Origin of the sequence: Nocardia sp. CA-107356 (assembly GCF_050946365.1) — a bacterium.
In the GTDB taxonomy this organism is placed as follows: domain Bacteria; phylum Actinomycetota; class Actinomycetes; order Mycobacteriales; family Mycobacteriaceae; genus Nocardia.
Genome location: NZ_CP191992.1, coordinates 8,429,407 through 8,444,683, shown reverse-complemented (window position 1 = coordinate 8,444,683; position 15,277 = coordinate 8,429,407). Strand labels below are relative to the sequence as shown.

Genomic DNA, 15,277 nt, shown 5'->3' with positions numbered 1-15,277 from the left:
GCCGGCCATGCAGGCTGAAGGTCTCGGCGGTTCGAGGCATTGCAGGCTCTTCCGGTCTACGACCGAGGCGGTGCAGCGGCACCGTGCCGGCGTGTTTCGGGTCCGGAATCCCCTACGGTCGTCCCGATGCCGTGATGGTTATGTGCCCCGGCCTCGGGCGTTTCCACGAGGCTCGACGATGAGTGGTGAACGACCGCTGTCGGCGCTGCTGGACAACGCGTTCACCCCCGCGCGGTGCTGTCCGAACGGAGCGGCGTGATGGGGCGGCTGCGGATTGCGGTGATCGGCTGCGGCGTCGCCGCGCAGACTCGGCATTTGCCGGCGCTGGCTCATCTCGGGGACCGGTTTCGGGTGGTCGCACTCTGCGACACCGACCTGCGGGCGCTGGAGCAGGCCGCGGTGTGGGCGACCGGATGTCGCGTGTTCGCCTCGGTGGGAGAGTTATTCGCCGCGGCCGAACTGTTCGACGTAGTGCTGATCGCCACCAGCGGTGACCACGTCGCAGAGATTCAGGCTGCGGCGGCAGCCGGAAAGCCGGTATTCGTCGAGAAGCCGCTGTCGCTGACGCCGGAACAGGCCCGAGGGTTGGTCGAGGCCATCGAGTCCGCCGGGATCGGTTGCGTTGTCGGGTATATGAAGCGCTACAGCGCGGCGGTGACCACCGCGCTGGGGCAGATCGGGATCGCGTCGGGCCTGCGTACCGCGGCTGCAGATCTGGTTCATCCGCCAGAGGACCGCTACTTGTATTCGGTACTCGGCCGCGCGCGGCCACCCGGCGGGTCACTGTTGGAGTTCGTGCATCACCAGGTCACCGATGGAGCCAGCGCCGCCGCCATCCGGCGGACCGCCGGAGTCGATGCTCCCCTCGCCGCGCTGGCTGCCTATTTTCTGTTGGCCACCAGCGTCATTCACGACGTCAACCTGGTGCGGACCGCGCTCGGCGGCCAGGTGCGGGTCGTGAACGCCGCGTTCTGGAACGACGGGCTGAGCGGGCAGGCGACCCTGCGCAGCCCCTCGGGGCGGGTCGGGCTTGTGTCCTACACCTTCGTCGCGGCTGGCCGGTACACCGAAACCCTGTCACTGGTCGGCGACACCGCCCGGTGCGCGGTGTCGTTCCCGTCGCCGTATCTGGCATACGCGCCGATCGCGCTGGACACCGAGAACGACGGTGACGCGGTGACGCGGGAGTTGGTCTACGACGACGTGTTCGCTGCCGAGTTGATCGCCTTCCATGACCAGCTCGTGTCCGGCCCGGCCGCGGCGACCGGCCCGCGCGAGGCACTGGCCGACCTTGAACTCATTGCCGAAATCGTACGGTCAGCGCAGACCGTCGAGCGCGACACCACCACAGAAGGGAACCGTCGTGTTGGTCTCTGTTGATCTGGACAACCGCTTCGTCGACGCCTACGGGTTCGACATCGTCGAACGCAAGGGCATCGGCCACCCCGACTCGCTGGCCGACGGGCTGGCCGAGGAGCTCTCGCGTGCCTATTCACGACTGTGCCTCGAGGAGTTCGGGGCGATCCTGCACCACAACACCGACAAGACCGCCCTGCTCGGCGGCTCGGCCACCGTCGCGTTCGGCGGCGGCAGCATGGACGGGCCTATCACCGCCTTGGTCAACGGCCGGTTCAGCGAGACCTTGGGTGACCGGAAGCTACCGGTGGGGGACTTGATCGAGACCGTGTCCCGCGATTTCCTGTGTTCCCGGCTGCCGCTGCTGCGCCGCGACGACATCGAGGTCCGCATGCGGCTGAACCCGGCCTCGAGCCCCGGCCACGTCCACAGCGACACCAGCTCCCGTGACGGCGGGCGGCTGCACTGGTTCGCCCCGCGCAGCCTCGACGATCTGAGCGAGCGCCGCCGCCTACATGCCAACGACACCTCCGCCGGCGTCGGGTACGCGCCGCTGAGCATCGCCGAACGCACGGCCCTCGACATCGAGGGATGGCTCAACGGCTCCGAATTCACTACCGCCGCAACGTATTTCGGGTCGGACATCAAGATCATGGTGTGCCGCGACGGAGGCGACCTGCACATCACGTTGTGCGTGCCTCAGATCGATCGGCACACACCGGATCTGGCCACCTACATCGACCGCAAACGCGCCCTGCAGGAGTTGGTGCTGCAGCGGGCGCGTGGTCTGGCCCCCTCCGGTGAGGCGACGGTGGCGTTGAACACCCGCGACGACCACGACGCCCGGGAGTTGTATTTGACGGTGACCGGGTCCTCGATCGAGAGCGGCGACGAGGGCGTGGTCGGGCGCGGTAACCGCTGCAACGGTGTCATCTCGCTGATGCGGCCCATGAGTATGGAGGGCGCCAACGGCAAGAACCCCGTCTACCACGTCGGCAAGCTCTACAACGTGCTGGCCCAAGCCGTCGCCGAGCGGCTGTACTCCGAAACAGGGTTGCCGATGGCGGTGTGCCTGGTGTCGCGGTCGGGCGGCGAGCTGACCTGCCCGGAGTTCGTCGGGGTCCAGCAGTCCGGCGGTGTCGCGGTGGACAGCGGGTACGTGACCGCGGTCGTCGAGGACGTGATGGGTTCGCTGCCCACGCTGCGCGAGGACCTGATCGCGGGGAGGCGAGCGCTGTGCTGACCCGACTGACGGCCCGCGACGACCGTTCGGGCTTGCCGGTGTGCATCAACCCGGCCTGTTTCCGGTGGGGCACTTCGGTCAGCGAGTTCCTCGCAGCCTCCAGGAATGCGGGATTCGAGCGGGTGGAGGTGTCCATCCAGCAGATCCTGGCTCTAGCCGAGGTCCTCGGCGGCCTGGGCGCCGTCGCCGCCCGAATCGCGGAGTTGGGGGTGCGGGTCGAGGCGTTCAGTGGCCTGATCCCGGCCGGACCGGTGCTGCCCGCGCCGCTGCTGGTCGAGCAGACCGCGTGGAGTGCCGCCGAGGCCACCATGGATGAACGGCTCACCGCCGCAGCCGCATTGGGCTGCACACGGGCGGCGATCGTGTGCAATCCACGCACCGATCTGTCGCCCGCCGACGCCGTTTTGACCGCGGTGGATCGGCTCGGGCTGTTGGCCGACCGCGCCGAACCCTACGGTGTGCGCTTGGCGGTCGAGTTCATCGGCCTGCACGCGGGGCTGCCCGCGACGCTGGATGGAACCCACCCGTTCGTGCGGGATCTCGCGGGGCTGGTGGGTCTACTCGACCAGTTGCGCCACCCCAACGTCGGGCTCCTGCTGGACACCTGCCATCTGTTCGCCGCCGCCGTGCCCGAGGCCGAGATCCGGGCGCTGCAACCAGGATCGGTCGAGTTCGTGCAGGTCAGCGACGTCCCTGCTGACATCGACCCGGCGGCGATGCGCGACGAGTTGCGCTGCCCGCCAGGCCAAGGCGTCCTCGACCTGCCCGGGCTGCTCGCGGTCATCGCCGACACGGGATACAGCGGGCCTGCCTCGATCGAGCTGTTCTCGCCCGCGGTCTGGAGCCTCGATCCGGCCGACGCCGCGCACCACCTGTTCGCCGCCGGACGGCGCGGCCTGGCGCCCGCTTCGGCGTACTCGGCCGGGCACATCCCGATGGGAGGACTGTCATGACGCTGCGTGTCGGGTTGATCGGCTGCGGCCGAATCGGCACCGAGGGACACCTGCCCGCCTACGCTCTCGGCGAGGTGACGGTGAGCGCGGTCTGCGACCTCGACCTCTCCCGTGCTCGACATGCGGCCGAATCCTGCGGTGCCGCTGTCGAATCCGATGCCATTGCCTTGGCGCGACGCGGCGATGTCGATGTCGTCGACGTCGCGACCCGTCCCGGCGACCGCGCCGCGCTGATCCGCACGCTGCTTGACGCCGGCAAGCCGCTGCTGGTGCAGAAGCCGGTCCTCTACGACCTAGCCGAGGCACGTGAGCTGGCGCAGCAGGTGCGCCGGGCGGGGCTGGCGGTGGCGGTCAACCACAACGCCCGGTGGGCACCTACGCACGCGCGGGTGCGCGGCTGGATCGAGGCCGGACGCCTCGGGCAGGTGTATGCGGTGCATCATGCGAACAGGTTCAACGAGGATCTGGCCGCCTGGTACACCGATCACCCGGACTACCTATTCCTCGACCACGGCCTGCACTACCTCGACCTGGTCCGCCACCTCACCGGCCGCACCCCGACGACGGTGTCCGCGCGGGCATGGTCCAAACCCGGCCAGCACGCGTCGTGCCCGCTCGCGTACGCCATCACGCTGGGCTTCGACGACACATCACCGTTGACCGCGAGCCTGTCGTTCAACAACGCCGTCCCTGCGCCCGGCGGATTCCACTACCGCCTCGACATCGACGGCTCCCTCGGCAGCGCTGGGGCCGACCTGGAACATGCCTGGCTCGTCTCCGGCGACGGCGTGCCCGTCGAGAACGAGAAGTGTGGCGGGGCGTGGGTGCCCGACGGCATCCTCGGCGCCTATCGTGCGTTCGAGCACGCCGTGGAAACCGGTGCGGCGCCCCCGCATTCGCTCGACGACCATCTGCGCAGCCTCGCCGTCGCCACCGCGGCCGCGGACTCGGCCCGCGCCGACGGCGCCTGGACCAGCGTGGAGCAGCCATGAACACCGTGCCGCCCGAGGTCGGTGTCGCGGTGATCGGCGCGGGCACCCGAGCGCGCACGCTCTACGGTCCACTGCTGAAGATGCTTCCCGGTGTCCGGCCCGCAGGGATCTGCGGACGCGACCGCCACCGCAGCGCCGAGGCCGCGACCGCGTTGGGCACCGTCGCGTATCCGGACCTCGACGCGCTGCTCGACGCTGCGGGCGTGGACGCGGTGGTCGCGTGCGTCACCTGGTCGCAGAACCCCGAGCTGTATCGGCGACTCGCGGCCTGGGACGGCCCGGTCCTGCTGGAAACACCCCTGTCGGCGGACCCGACCGAAGCAGCGGAGGTCGCCACGGCGCTGGCCGCACGGGACAGGTACACCGATGTCGCCGAGCAGTACCACCGCCGCCCGATCGAGACCGTCAAACGCGACCTGATCAACCGCGGCGTGTTCGGTGAGGTCCGGACCGCCTACAGCGATGGAGTCGGCCACGAGTACCACGGTGTGAGCCTGCTGCGCTCCTACCTCGCAGCGCCCGCCGCCCCGAGGCGGGTGCTGGCGGTGCAGCGGGATCTGCCGATCACCGACCACATCACCCACCGAGGCGTGTTCTTCCCCGGAGAACGCGTCCAGCACGCGGTGATCGAGTTCGACAACGACACCCTCGCGACCTATCACTGGTCGTGGCTGAACTATGAGTCCCCGATCCGCGCCCGCCGCCAAGCGGGTTTCACCGGCACCCATGGCGCGGCTTGGGGTGAGGAGATGGTCGCCCTCGCAGACCCGGACAACCCCCACGCCCAGCATTACCGCATCCAGCGCCGTACCCGCGTCGTGCACGGCGTCGAAGTCCTCGCCGAGATCGCTGTCCTGGCCGACGATGCATGTGTCACCAAGTGGCACAACCCATTCCCGCTGCTGCCGCTGGACGAGGAACGCATCACCGCTGCCGCTTTCCTTACCAATCTCGCCGCGGCCGTCACCGACTCCACCGTCGCGCCGCTGTACCCACTCACCGAAGCCGCCGCCGACCACGTCACGGTCGCCGCGATGTACCAAGCGATGGCTGAGGAGTCCGGCAGTTGGACTATCCCGTCACCGGGAGCCGTTGCATGACGATCAGTGTGTATCTGGAAGGTCTCCCCGGTGCGGGCAAGACCTCCATCATGGTCACCCTCGCCGCCACGCTTGGCGAGGACTGCCTCGCTGTCCCCGAAACCAACCCCACCACCGCCGACCGGGAAGCCTTGCACGACAGGCCCTCCCAGGAGGCCACCATGTGGTATCTACGGCGGGAGTTGCGCCGCGACCGGCTCGCGTCGCGCCTCACCGACGCGCGGTATCCGGCGGTGGCGGTGTTCGACCGCAGCTACCTCAGCGTGCTGGCCTACTGCTGGGCCACCGCCGCCACCAGCGGCGACCGCGACCGGTACCGGCACGCCCTCGCCGTCTTCGACCGCGACATCCGGCCGCACCTAACTTCGGCGGCGACGATTGTGCTGCTCACCACCCCGATCGCCACGTCGCTGCACCGCCGACGCGACAAAGCCGACCGCGAATTCGAACACCAGTGGTACCGCGGCGATTTCCTCGACGCGCTCGCCGAGTTCTACCGCGTCGAAGCCCCCACACTGGCCGTAGGTCCACTACACAACCTGGACACCACCGGCAGGCCCGCCGACCAGATCCACACGGCGTTGCTGCCCGTCCTCGACCCGACCGGACGCCGCACCGCCATCCCGGTCGAGCACTTGGCGGCACCCCTGGTGCCGCGGCTGCACGGCCGACACCTGTGCCGACCTGGTCTTCGCCGCTACTACGAAACACACGGCGGCGTTCAGATTCTCGGGCAACCGCTGGGCGAGCCGATCAAACACCACGCTGGAGTCTGCCAGTTCTTCGAGCGGCACGCGGTGCTACTCGATGAGACCGGCGCCATCGTCCCCCTCGATCCCGCTATGACAGTCGACGACCTTATGGAGACACCGTGACTGCGCCGCTGCGATTAGGAGTGCTCGGCTGCGGCATGATCGGCAGCGCATACCTGCGCCAAGCCCACACTGTGGCCGGGGTTCGTGTCACCGCCATATGCAGCCCGACCCCCGCCTCCCGCGATTCGGCGTTGCGGTTGTGGCCGACCGCCCGCGCCCACCGCGACCGCAGCGCGCTACTGGACGACCCAGCGGTGGACGCGATTCTGGTCTGCACCCCACATGCACACCACTGCGCCGACGCGGTGGCCGCGCTCAAGGCCGGCAAACACGTTCTGATCGAGAAACCGATCGCGACCTCGCTTCGCGAGCTGGATCAACTCGAACTGACCGCCGCCCACCACGATCGAGTCGTGGTCGCACTGCCGCTCCTCGACCGCCCAGCGCTCACTGCGGTGGCTGAGCTGGTCGGCTCGGGAATCATCGGCCCACCAATGGAATTCACCTCCATGCTCGACGTCCCGGGGCCACCACGATCGAACTGGTACTACAGCCGCGAGGCCGTGGCAGGCCCGGCGCTGGACACCTTGCCGTATGCGTTGACGCGGCTGCTGGCCCTCACCGGCACGCCGAGCGCGGCCACCGCCGCGGTGACCCAGGCCATCGTTCACCGGCGATGCCTCGACGGCGCAACACTCACCCAGCAGGTCGAAGACCATATGAGCATGCAGTTGACATTCCCGACAGGACAGCAAGCCATGGTCAAGTCGTCGTGGTGCCTGCACCGGCCCGAGGACTACCTCATCGTCCGCGGCCGATCCGGCGACATTCGACTCGACTGCTGGCGCAACCGCATCCTCGTCCGATCCGACACCCCACCCGAGCAGCCGCACTACACCGCCACATGGGACGACACCCCGGCCTTCGGCATCGACCTGCCCAGTGCCGATCCCGAACATTCCAAGCTCACCGCGCTGGTCGCCGCAGTGACGAGCAATACCGACATCCTGGCCGAATCGTCATTCGCGATGCGGCTGATCCTGACCGGACTGACAACACAGACCGGCGCCGTCGAGGTCGCGCCCGCCACCGGCGGACCACAGCCGCTTGTCGATCTGCGGATCGGACAGGAGTACCTGTAGGCGATGACCGTCACCGTGAAACGCTCCACGCGTCTGGCGACGCTGCCGAAGGCGCACCTGCACGTGCATCTGGAAGGCGCCGCCCGCGCCACCACCATCGCCGAATTCGCGAATCGGCACCGCCGCCCGACGCCTGCCGGCACGGCTTTCAGCGACCTTCTGGGGTTCATGCACTGCTTCCGGCAAGTCACCGACACGATCGCCACACCCCAAGACCTGGGACGGGTCATCTGCGAGTTCGTCGCCGACGAAGCGGCCGAGGGCGTGCGTTACAGCGAACCGATGGTCGGGCCGTGGCTCTACGCCGGCCGATTCGGCTGGTCCGTGCCCGACACCCTCGCATTCATCGACGACACCTTCCAGCAAGCCGCGCGCCGCCACGGCATCGAAGTGCGCTACCTGCTCGGGGTGAACTGGGCACGCCCGCCCGACTGGATCGAACAAGCCGCCCGCTTCGCCGTCGAGTATGCCGACCACAATGTGGCCGGGCTCGGCCTGACCGGGCAGGAACCCGCCGACGGATTCGAGCGGTACTCCCGGGCCGCCGTGATCGTGCGCGCACACGGCCTACTCGTAGTGCCACACCTTGGGGAAACCCAAGGACCGCAAGCGATCCGCGCCGCCATCGCCGCCATGCGACCGCATCGGATCGCGCACGGCGTGCGCGCCGCCGCCGATCCGCGCCTACTCGACGAACTCGCCGACCACCGCATCGTCTGTGACGTGTGCCCGACATCCAACGTGCGCCTCGCCGTCACCAGCGATTTGGCCAGCCACCCGCTGCCGAGGATGCTGCGCCACGGCGTCCCCGTCACGCTCAACGCCGACGACCCCACGCTGCTCGCCACCACCCTCACCAGCGAGTACACGCACGTCGGTCGTGCCTTCGGGCTCACCGATCATCAGCTGGCCGACCTCGCCGCCGAGGGAACCTCGAGGGCTGGTATGACCGAGACCACATGCGCCGCACTGCGATCGAGCATCCGGCGATGGCTCGCCGACGATCAACCCACCACGGAAGGACACCATGGATAGCGACGCCACCAACCAGTTCCAGATCCAGGTCACCGCACGCGCCCTGGTCACCAGGGGCGAGGATCTGCTACTGGTCTCCAACGACGGCCGGATCTGGTACACACCCGGCGGTCGCCTGCAACCCGGCGAATCGCTGCACGACTGCATCCGCCGCGAAGTCCACGAGGAAACCGGCCTGCACGTCACCGCAGGGGAACTGGTGCACGTCTTCGAGTACTGGGAGGCCAAACACCACCGCCACAAAGTGGAGTGCTATTTTCTCGCGCGCCTGGAATCCGGTGAGCTGGACCAGGATTGGGCCGACCTCGACGGCCCGGTCGAACACATGCGGTTCTTCACCCCGGCCGAAGTACAGGCCGCCGAACACATCTACCCGCAATTCCTGAAGAAAGGCCAGTGGCGCACCGGCAAGGACATCTACATGGGTTTCGAAAAATGAACACCGCGGATCGGATGGCACCGCGACGCCGCGTGGTATTCGTCGACTGGTGGGGTGTGCTCTCGCGCGACTTCTACTGGCAGTCCATCTGCGCCGACCCACACCATCAGATCCGCGACCAGCTAATGCAGTACATCGGTGAGATACTCACCCCCAACAGCATCCCCGGGGACGAATGGATGCGTGGCATCCGGTCAAGCCAGCAGGTCATCGCCGCGATGAACCTCACGCCCACCAACGGGCTCGACGGGAAGTTCCTGCTCGACAGGCTGATCAAGGACTGCGCAGCCATGTCGGTCAACACCGAACTCGCTGCGCTGCTGGCCGAACTGCGGGCACACGCGTTCATTGTGGTCGCCACGGACAACATCGACTGCTTCGCCGACACCTTCCGTCACGTGCAGCGGACCGCCGCACCGTGGTCCGGTGCAGCGGCGACGCTGACCGACGCCGTCGGTCTGTTCGACGACCTCATTTGCTCCAGTGACGTCGGCGTCTGCAAAAAGGACGACCCGAACCGGTTCTTCGGTGGGTGGCTCGATGCTCACGGCCTGACGATCGCCGAGGCCACGCTCATCGATGACAAGACCGCTAACTGCGACGCCTTCGACCTCAACGGCGGCACCGCCGTGCGATGGGATGCCAACCGCGACAGCATCGCTGAGCTGCGCCACACGCTGGCGCGGTGGATGACACATTCGCTCAAATGACCGCAAGGCCGGCCGAGAAGCACCTCCCGGGTCTCGCGGCGGCAACCGGTGATGGATGCGCGCACCGGGTTCTGGCACGGCCGGTGCCAGTGGACGCGCCTGATGGTCTCAGCTCAGGAACCGCCGTCGGTGGAGTCGACACGAATGCGGGCGGGAGGAACGAGGGCGCGAACGCGGCATCGAACGGGAACGTGGATGAGTACCAGAACGAAAGTTGGGAGTAGATAGGATGAGTTCCCATACGGCTGAGTCGCGGCGGATACGCGATGACATCGCCGCGCTCACCGAAGAAGTTGCGGCACTGGCGTATCCGGGACATCTGGCAGTCTCGGCACTGCTGCAAGCGGCTGATGAGCTGGCAGCGACCGCACTTGCCGGTGCGCCCCGTAGCTACGGCGACCGAGCGGAGCGGGGGTGAGCATCGATGTGTGCGTTGTGTGATGACGAGCGTTGCATTACTCGGTTCTATGCGACTCCACGTCCGAAAGAGTCGAGGATTCTCGGGACCTGGGATGAGGATGACTACGATGCGCCGACGTTGTCCGATCATCTCGAGGACGCCAAACCGGCCGGTGTCGAGGCGCGCGAACTCGACGATGCGGCATGGTTCGTGGGTTTCGACAGACTGAAAAGCGATCCGCCACCGCCGATCCGATGGCGTATCGCCGGACCGCTGGAATTTCCCGAATACTGCTTCGGTGATAGTCCCGGCGTCGTGGTGGGACCGATCCGCACGGCATGGGAGCTGGCGGCGTTTGCGGAACGGTTGATGACCGGCCACGAACACGACGACGGCGGCACCATCGCCGAATGCCTCGTGGGTGCGGTGCCGTTGCGGCAGGAACAACACTGCTGGTTCCTGCCGAACCTACGAGTGATGGGACCGTGGCAGGAACGAGTTACCGATGACGGCGCGGTGTACCGGGTGTGTGGATATCTTCCGACACCACCACCGCCCCGGCTGTAACTGGCTACCTCTGGTAGAGACGACCACCAGCGGATTGCCCCGTCCGGTCGATCGCCGACGCCACGCTCATCGATGACAAGACCACCAACTGTGACGCCTTCGACCTCCACGGCGGCACCGCAATGCGATGGGCCGCCAACCGCGAGGGGCGTCGCCGAGCTGCGTCACACGCTGACGCGGTGGATGACACATTCGCTCAGCTGACTCGGGTGGCCCCCTGGAAGGGGCGCTCAGCAGGTGTTGAGGCGAGCTTCGTAGCGCAGGAGAGACAGCGCTGAGCGACCGTCTGTGATGATGCCGGTGCGGGCCATGTGGAGGACGCGGTCAATGGGCAGCAGATGAGGTGTAATGAGTTCGGTCTGGCCTAAAGACGGAGTGTGATCGAGGACGGTGTCGTAGGCCAGGTAGATATCGCAGCGGGAGTTGGTGATGGGCAGGCTGTCGTAGAAGAAGCCGACATGTTCGATGTGGGAGGCCGTTGCGCCTGCCTCGTCGCGAAGCTCCTTCGCCGCGAGATCCTTCGGGTCACCGTCGTGATCGAACAAGGCTCCTGCTGGCAGTTCCCAGCCCCAGACACCCACGGTTTGGCGGTATTGACGAAGCAGCAGGATCCTGCCGTCGCAGGTGAGGGGGACCACATAGACGGCACCTGCGTTCTCCAGGGTTGTCTGGGTGTGCTCGGCGCCGTCGCGCCCGAGGATCCGGTCGCGACGGAGTCTGCCGAGTTTGTAGGTGTAGGGGTAGTCGCTGTCGATTAGCGGCCAACCAACAGTCATGTGAGGTCCAGTGCGATATCGGTGCGTACGACTCGCCCCCGCAGCTGGATGTGGTTGAGCGCTTCGTAGGCGGTGGAGCGGGCTTGGCTCGGGTCGGCGGCGCGGGCCACCACGTTGATCAGACGTCCGCCAGCGGCGACCAATTCACCGTCGTCGTTGAGGGCTGTTCCAGCGTGCAGTACGTGCGCGCCGTCGACCGCGGCGGCGGTGTCGAGACCGGTGATGGTGTCACCGGCGACAGGGCGCGAGGGGTATCCGTCGCTGGCGATGACGATGTTGACGGCGGTGTCGGGGCTCCAGTCCAACTGTGTGTCTGGTTTGAGAGTGCCTGTGGCGCAAGCCATCAGCAGCCCTGCCAGTGGGGTGTTGAGGCGTTCGAGGACCACTTGGGTTTCCGGGTCGCCGAAGCGGGCGTTGTATTCGATGACTTTGACGCCATCGTCGGTGAGGACGAGCCCTGGGAACAGGACACCGGAGAACGGTGCGCCGCGCTTGTCCAGTTCTGCCAGCAGGGGTTCGACGACTGTCGCAGCCAGTTCGTCTTCCACTCCGGCGGGCAGCCAGCTGACGGGGGAGTAGGCACCCATTCCGCCGGTGTTCGGTCCGAGGTCTCCGTCGGCGACGCGTTTGTAGTCGCGGGCCAATGCCAGCAAGACCGATCGGTTGCCGTCGCAGAGGGCGAACGCGGAGAACTCGGGGCCGGCGAGGTATTCCTCGATGACGACCCGCTCGCATTCGGCGGCGTGAGCGCGGGCGGCGTCGATGTCGTCGGTGACGATGACGCCCTTGCCCGCCGCCAGCCCGTCATCCTTGACGACGTGCGGTGGGCCGAACTCGGTGAGCGCGGCGTCTACTTCGGCGGCGGTGGTGCAGGTGCGCGACTTCGCGGTCGGGATCCCCGCTGCCGCCATCACATCCTTGGCGAAGGCTTTGGAGCCCTCGATGCGCGCTGCCTCCTCGGTCGGGCCGAAGCAGGCGATTCCGGCTGCGCGCACCGCGTCGGCGACCCCGGCGATCAGTGGCGCTTCGGGGCCGATCACCACGAGATCGACGGCGAGGTCGACGGCCAGGGCAGCGACTGCGGTGCCGTCGCAGGCCTCGACCGGGTGACACTGTGCGATCGCCGCGATGCCGGGGTTGCCTGGCGCGGCATGCAGTTCGGTGACCTCGGGGTCGCGCGAGAGCGCCTTGGTGATGGCGTGCTCACGGCCTCCGGGACCAACGACGAGGATCTTCACAGGTATTCATCCTTTTCTGGGGTGTTGGGCACTCGGGTGGTTTATCGGTGTCGGCGCAGAACTGACTGCAGCGAATCGAGGCCCCACTCGAGCTCGTCAGCGGTCAGATTGAGTGGTGGGGTAAACCGCAGCACGCGCTCGGCTACGACCGACAGCAGTAAGCCTTGCTCACGCAGCTGCGCGAGCAAGTGTTGGGGGTCGATAGCGGCGGAGAGTTCCAGGCCCTGCAGGAGGCCTGTGCCGCGGGCTGCGGTGACGGGCAGGGTGTCGTCGTCGGCGAGTTCGCGCAATCTGCTGGCCAGTGTGTGCCCGATGCGTTCGACGTTTGCTGGGATGTCTTCGGTGTCAATGACTTCCAGGACTGCTCGCGCGGCAGCGGCGGCGACCGGGTTGCCGCCGAAGGTGCTGGCGTGGCTGCCTGCCGGTAGCGCACCGGCGAGAGTTTCTCGCGCGAACACCGCTCCCATCGGAAGGCCGGCGGCGATTCCCTTCGCGAGTGAACAGGCGTCCGGGATCACGGCGCTGTGCTCGGAGGATAAGAACGGTCCCGTGCGGCAGATGCCGGTTTGTACCTCGTCGAACATCAGCAGCGCACCGTAGTCGTCGCAGAGCTCACGCAGCCCCCGCAGATAGCTGTCGTCAGCGGGGATGACGCCTGCTTCGGCTTGGATCGTTTCCACGATCACCGCGGCGGTGTCCGTGGAGATCGTCGCGGCGACAGCATCGAGGCTATTGAAAGGGACGTGCGTGACGCCCGCGAGGAGTGGGCCTGTCCCGATCTTGTGCTTGGTGTGGCCGGTCAAGGTCAGTGCGCCGTAGGTGCGGCCGTGAAATCCGGTGGTTGTGGAGATGATCTGGGTTCGGTCTTGGCCTTGTTCGTGGAAGTGGCGTCGCGCCAGTTTGAGGAGGCATTCGTTGGCCTCGGAGCCGCTGTTGCAGAAGAACACGCGGTCGAAGGGTGTTCGCTGACAGAGCTGTTCGGCGAGCAGTATTGCTTGGCGGTTGTGAACGAGGTTGGAGGTGTGGACAATTCGTGCGGCTTGCTCGGCGATCGCGGCGGTGATGTTCGGGTGGGCGTAGCCGAGGCAGCTGACGGCGTTGCCTGCGGTGAAGTCCAGATAGTGTTTGCCGTCGACGGTGATGAGATGGCGGCCGCTCCCGCGCTCGATGATCAGCGGTGCGGGCTTGTAGGTGGAAAAGGTTGTGCGTGCCGCCGCAGCCAGCAGTCGGGTGGTCTGTTCGTCGGGGTGGCCGGTTCCTGCCGTGGGGTCGCAGACGGCGTCGGTGTTGACTTGGATGTCGTTGTGGCTCATGGGAACTCCGGTGATGGGGCCGATCATCGACAGTCGCTCGGCGATGGTGGCTGCGATGAGTTGGTTTGCTCGGTCGCTGGGGTGCGGGCCGAGTTTGCCGCGGGCGTAGAGGCCCGCCGGGTCGGGTTCGGCCCGGAAGGTGGGGGTGAGGTCGATGACCGGCAGCACCGCGCCCATCGCGGAGTAGAACGGTTCGTGGGCGGCGGGAACGCGGTCCAGATCGGCGGGTTGGGGAACGATGACCAGCGCGGCCTGCTTGCTGGCCGCAGCGCACGTCCGAGCGAACCTGCCGATCAGCGCTTCCAGCAGCGCAGTCGAATGCTCTTCGCTGTAAAGGCGGGAGGTGAGGGTGTGGTTCTCGCGCACCACGATCGCGAACGCTCGCCGGAATCCGTGGTCGGGCTGTCGACGGAGGCGGCCGACGGTGAGGTGGAACAGGATCGGAATGTGGCGTCGGGCTCGGGTGAGCAGGTGCACGACGTGGGGGAAGGCGAGCAGGTCTCGCCGGAACTTGCGGCGGTAGAACGGGTCGATCACCTGGAGGTGCGGTAGGCGTGGGCGGTAGTCGAGGTAGTCCTCGGCGCGCTGGATCACGCTGGGGTGCAGGATAAGTCGCCCGTTGAGGTGTTGGAAGCGGGGCTTGAACGCCAAGGTGTTGCCGTATTCGAAGTAGTGCTTCCATGCGGACTGGATGCGGGCGATGGTTTCGGGTACCACGCCCATGACGACGAGGTCGGCGTCGAGGTGGGGCAACTCCCGCTCGAGCCGCAACAGCGCCTGGTCCAGGCCGTAGTTGCCGACGCCGTAGTTGGCGACGTTGGCGCCGGTCAGCCGGGAAAGGTGGTGCGGCCAGGTCTGGTGGTCGTTGACCAAGCGGCAGAAGGTGAACGAGTCACCGAAACACGCGATCGGCGCTGAGGGCTCCTCACCGTAGCCAGGATTGGTGCGCCGCCCAGCGTCGTCGACGCTGTAGCTGGTGACACCGTCATCGGTGACCTCGTTCGCTGTCTCGCCAGGCCGTCGACACCAGCCGAGTTCGCGGTCGAAAGACCGGTCGGCGTGGGCATTCACGGTGGCGGGGCTGAGTACTGGTGCGAGGTCTGCGCAGGTGATCAGCCATGGGAAGGACCGGCGATGCCAGCCGATCAACGCCCATGCTGCGAGTTCAGCCACAACAGCAGCTAGAATTGCCCGCCGC

The 15,277-nt window shown here is 67.1% G+C and carries 15 protein-coding genes; 12 read left to right on the top strand and 3 right to left on the bottom strand.

Going from position 1 to position 15,277, the window contains the following annotated elements; all coding sequences use genetic code 11:
* Nucleotides 1-258: 258 nt before the first annotated feature.
* The 12 genes from ACQP1G_RS38110 to ACQP1G_RS38055 all read left to right on the top strand — a co-directional run bounded on the left by ACQP1G_RS38110 (nt 259) and on the right by ACQP1G_RS38055 (nt 10,752).
* Complete coding sequence (locus tag ACQP1G_RS38110; protein WP_433194525.1) at nt 259-1,380, top strand: Gfo/Idh/MocA family protein; 1,122 nt, start codon at nt 259-261, stop codon at nt 1,378-1,380.
* Nucleotides 1,364-2,599 (top strand): methionine adenosyltransferase, encoded by a 1,236-nt coding sequence (locus ACQP1G_RS38105; protein ID WP_433194524.1) that lies wholly within the window; start codon nt 1,364-1,366, stop codon nt 2,597-2,599. The genes ACQP1G_RS38110 and ACQP1G_RS38105 overlap by 17 nt, the downstream gene beginning before the upstream one ends.
* The gene (locus tag ACQP1G_RS38100) at nt 2,593-3,552 is read left to right on the top strand and encodes a sugar phosphate isomerase/epimerase family protein (protein WP_433194523.1); all 960 of its coding nucleotides are present in this window, start codon (nt 2,593-2,595) and stop codon (nt 3,550-3,552) included. Before ACQP1G_RS38105 ends, ACQP1G_RS38100 begins: the two co-directional genes overlap by 7 nt.
* Nucleotides 3,549-4,544, top strand: coding sequence for a Gfo/Idh/MocA family protein (locus ACQP1G_RS38095; RefSeq protein ID WP_433194522.1), 996 nt, complete (start codon nt 3,549-3,551; stop codon nt 4,542-4,544). The genes ACQP1G_RS38100 and ACQP1G_RS38095 overlap by 4 nt, the downstream gene beginning before the upstream one ends.
* Nucleotides 4,541-5,644 (top strand): Gfo/Idh/MocA family protein, encoded by a 1,104-nt coding sequence (locus ACQP1G_RS38090; protein ID WP_433194521.1) that lies wholly within the window; start codon nt 4,541-4,543, stop codon nt 5,642-5,644. Before ACQP1G_RS38095 ends, ACQP1G_RS38090 begins: the two co-directional genes overlap by 4 nt.
* Complete coding sequence (locus tag ACQP1G_RS38085) at nt 5,641-6,519, top strand: AAA family ATPase (protein ID WP_433194520.1); 879 nt, start codon at nt 5,641-5,643, stop codon at nt 6,517-6,519. Before ACQP1G_RS38090 ends, ACQP1G_RS38085 begins: the two co-directional genes overlap by 4 nt.
* The gene (locus tag ACQP1G_RS38080) at nt 6,516-7,601 is read left to right on the top strand and encodes a Gfo/Idh/MocA family protein (protein WP_433194519.1); all 1,086 of its coding nucleotides are present in this window, start codon (nt 6,516-6,518) and stop codon (nt 7,599-7,601) included. The genes ACQP1G_RS38085 and ACQP1G_RS38080 overlap by 4 nt, the downstream gene beginning before the upstream one ends.
* A gap of 3 nt (nt 7,602-7,604) precedes the next feature.
* Nucleotides 7,605-8,636 carry an adenosine deaminase gene (gene add / locus ACQP1G_RS38075; RefSeq protein WP_433194518.1) on the top strand — a complete coding sequence of 344 codons (1,032 nt, stop codon included), beginning with the start codon at nt 7,605-7,607 and terminating at the stop codon, nt 8,634-8,636.
* Nucleotides 8,629-9,075, top strand: a complete 447-nt coding sequence (locus tag ACQP1G_RS38070; RefSeq protein WP_433194517.1) for an NUDIX domain-containing protein — start codon at nt 8,629-8,631, stop codon at nt 9,073-9,075. Before add ends, ACQP1G_RS38070 begins: the two co-directional genes overlap by 8 nt.
* Nucleotides 9,072-9,785, top strand: coding sequence for a hypothetical protein (locus tag ACQP1G_RS38065; protein WP_433194516.1), 714 nt, complete (start codon nt 9,072-9,074; stop codon nt 9,783-9,785). Before ACQP1G_RS38070 ends, ACQP1G_RS38065 begins: the two co-directional genes overlap by 4 nt.
* A 229-nt stretch (nt 9,786-10,014) precedes the next feature.
* Nucleotides 10,015-10,203 (top strand): hypothetical protein, encoded by a 189-nt coding sequence (locus ACQP1G_RS38060; protein WP_433194515.1) that lies wholly within the window; start codon nt 10,015-10,017, stop codon nt 10,201-10,203.
* Between the two features lie 120 nt (nt 10,204-10,323).
* Nucleotides 10,324-10,752, top strand: a complete 429-nt coding sequence (locus ACQP1G_RS38055) for a hypothetical protein (protein ID WP_433194514.1) — start codon at nt 10,324-10,326, stop codon at nt 10,750-10,752.
* A 230-nt stretch (nt 10,753-10,982) separates the two neighbouring features.
* On the opposite strand, the gene ACQP1G_RS38050 is transcribed toward ACQP1G_RS38055, so the two are convergent.
* From ACQP1G_RS38050 to ACQP1G_RS38040, 3 genes are read right to left on the bottom strand one after another with little or no spacing between them, the layout of a single operon-like run.
* Nucleotides 10,983-11,528, bottom strand: coding sequence for an NUDIX hydrolase (locus ACQP1G_RS38050; RefSeq protein ID WP_433194513.1), 546 nt, complete (start codon nt 11,526-11,528; stop codon nt 10,983-10,985).
* A complete protein-coding gene (purD, locus tag ACQP1G_RS38045) occupies nt 11,525-12,766 on the bottom strand; it encodes a phosphoribosylamine--glycine ligase (protein ID WP_433194512.1) in 1,242 nt (413 codons plus the stop codon). The genes ACQP1G_RS38050 and purD overlap by 4 nt, the downstream gene beginning before the upstream one ends.
* 41 nt (nt 12,767-12,807) lie before the next feature.
* The gene (locus ACQP1G_RS38040) at nt 12,808-15,252 is read right to left on the bottom strand and encodes an acetylornithine transaminase (RefSeq protein ID WP_433194511.1); all 2,445 of its coding nucleotides are present in this window, start codon (nt 15,250-15,252) and stop codon (nt 12,808-12,810) included.
* Between the last annotated feature and the right edge of the window lie 25 nt (nt 15,253-15,277).

What these genes read in the sequence shown, in the direction of transcription:
- ACQP1G_RS38110 (WP_433194525.1), top strand. Translation starts at nt 259, where the DNA reads ATGGGGCGGCTGCGGATTGCGGTGATCGGCTGCGGCGTCGCCGCGCAG.
- ACQP1G_RS38095 (WP_433194522.1), top strand. Translation starts at nt 3,549, where the DNA reads ATGACGCTGCGTGTCGGGTTGATCGGCTGCGGCCGAATCGGCACCGAG.
- ACQP1G_RS38090 (WP_433194521.1), top strand. Translation starts at nt 4,541, where the DNA reads ATGAACACCGTGCCGCCCGAGGTCGGTGTCGCGGTGATCGGCGCGGGC.
- ACQP1G_RS38085 (WP_433194520.1), top strand. Translation starts at nt 5,641, where the DNA reads ATGACGATCAGTGTGTATCTGGAAGGTCTCCCCGGTGCGGGCAAGACC.
- add (WP_433194518.1), top strand. Translation starts at nt 7,605, where the DNA reads ATGACCGTCACCGTGAAACGCTCCACGCGTCTGGCGACGCTGCCGAAG.
- ACQP1G_RS38070 (WP_433194517.1), top strand. Translation starts at nt 8,629, where the DNA reads ATGGATAGCGACGCCACCAACCAGTTCCAGATCCAGGTCACCGCACGC.
- ACQP1G_RS38065 (WP_433194516.1), top strand. Translation starts at nt 9,072, where the DNA reads ATGAACACCGCGGATCGGATGGCACCGCGACGCCGCGTGGTATTCGTC.
- ACQP1G_RS38060 (WP_433194515.1), top strand. Translation starts at nt 10,015, where the DNA reads ATGAGTTCCCATACGGCTGAGTCGCGGCGGATACGCGATGACATCGCC.
- ACQP1G_RS38050 (WP_433194513.1), bottom strand. Translation starts at nt 11,528, where the DNA reads ATGACTGTTGGTTGGCCGCTAATCGACAGCGACTACCCCTACACCTAC.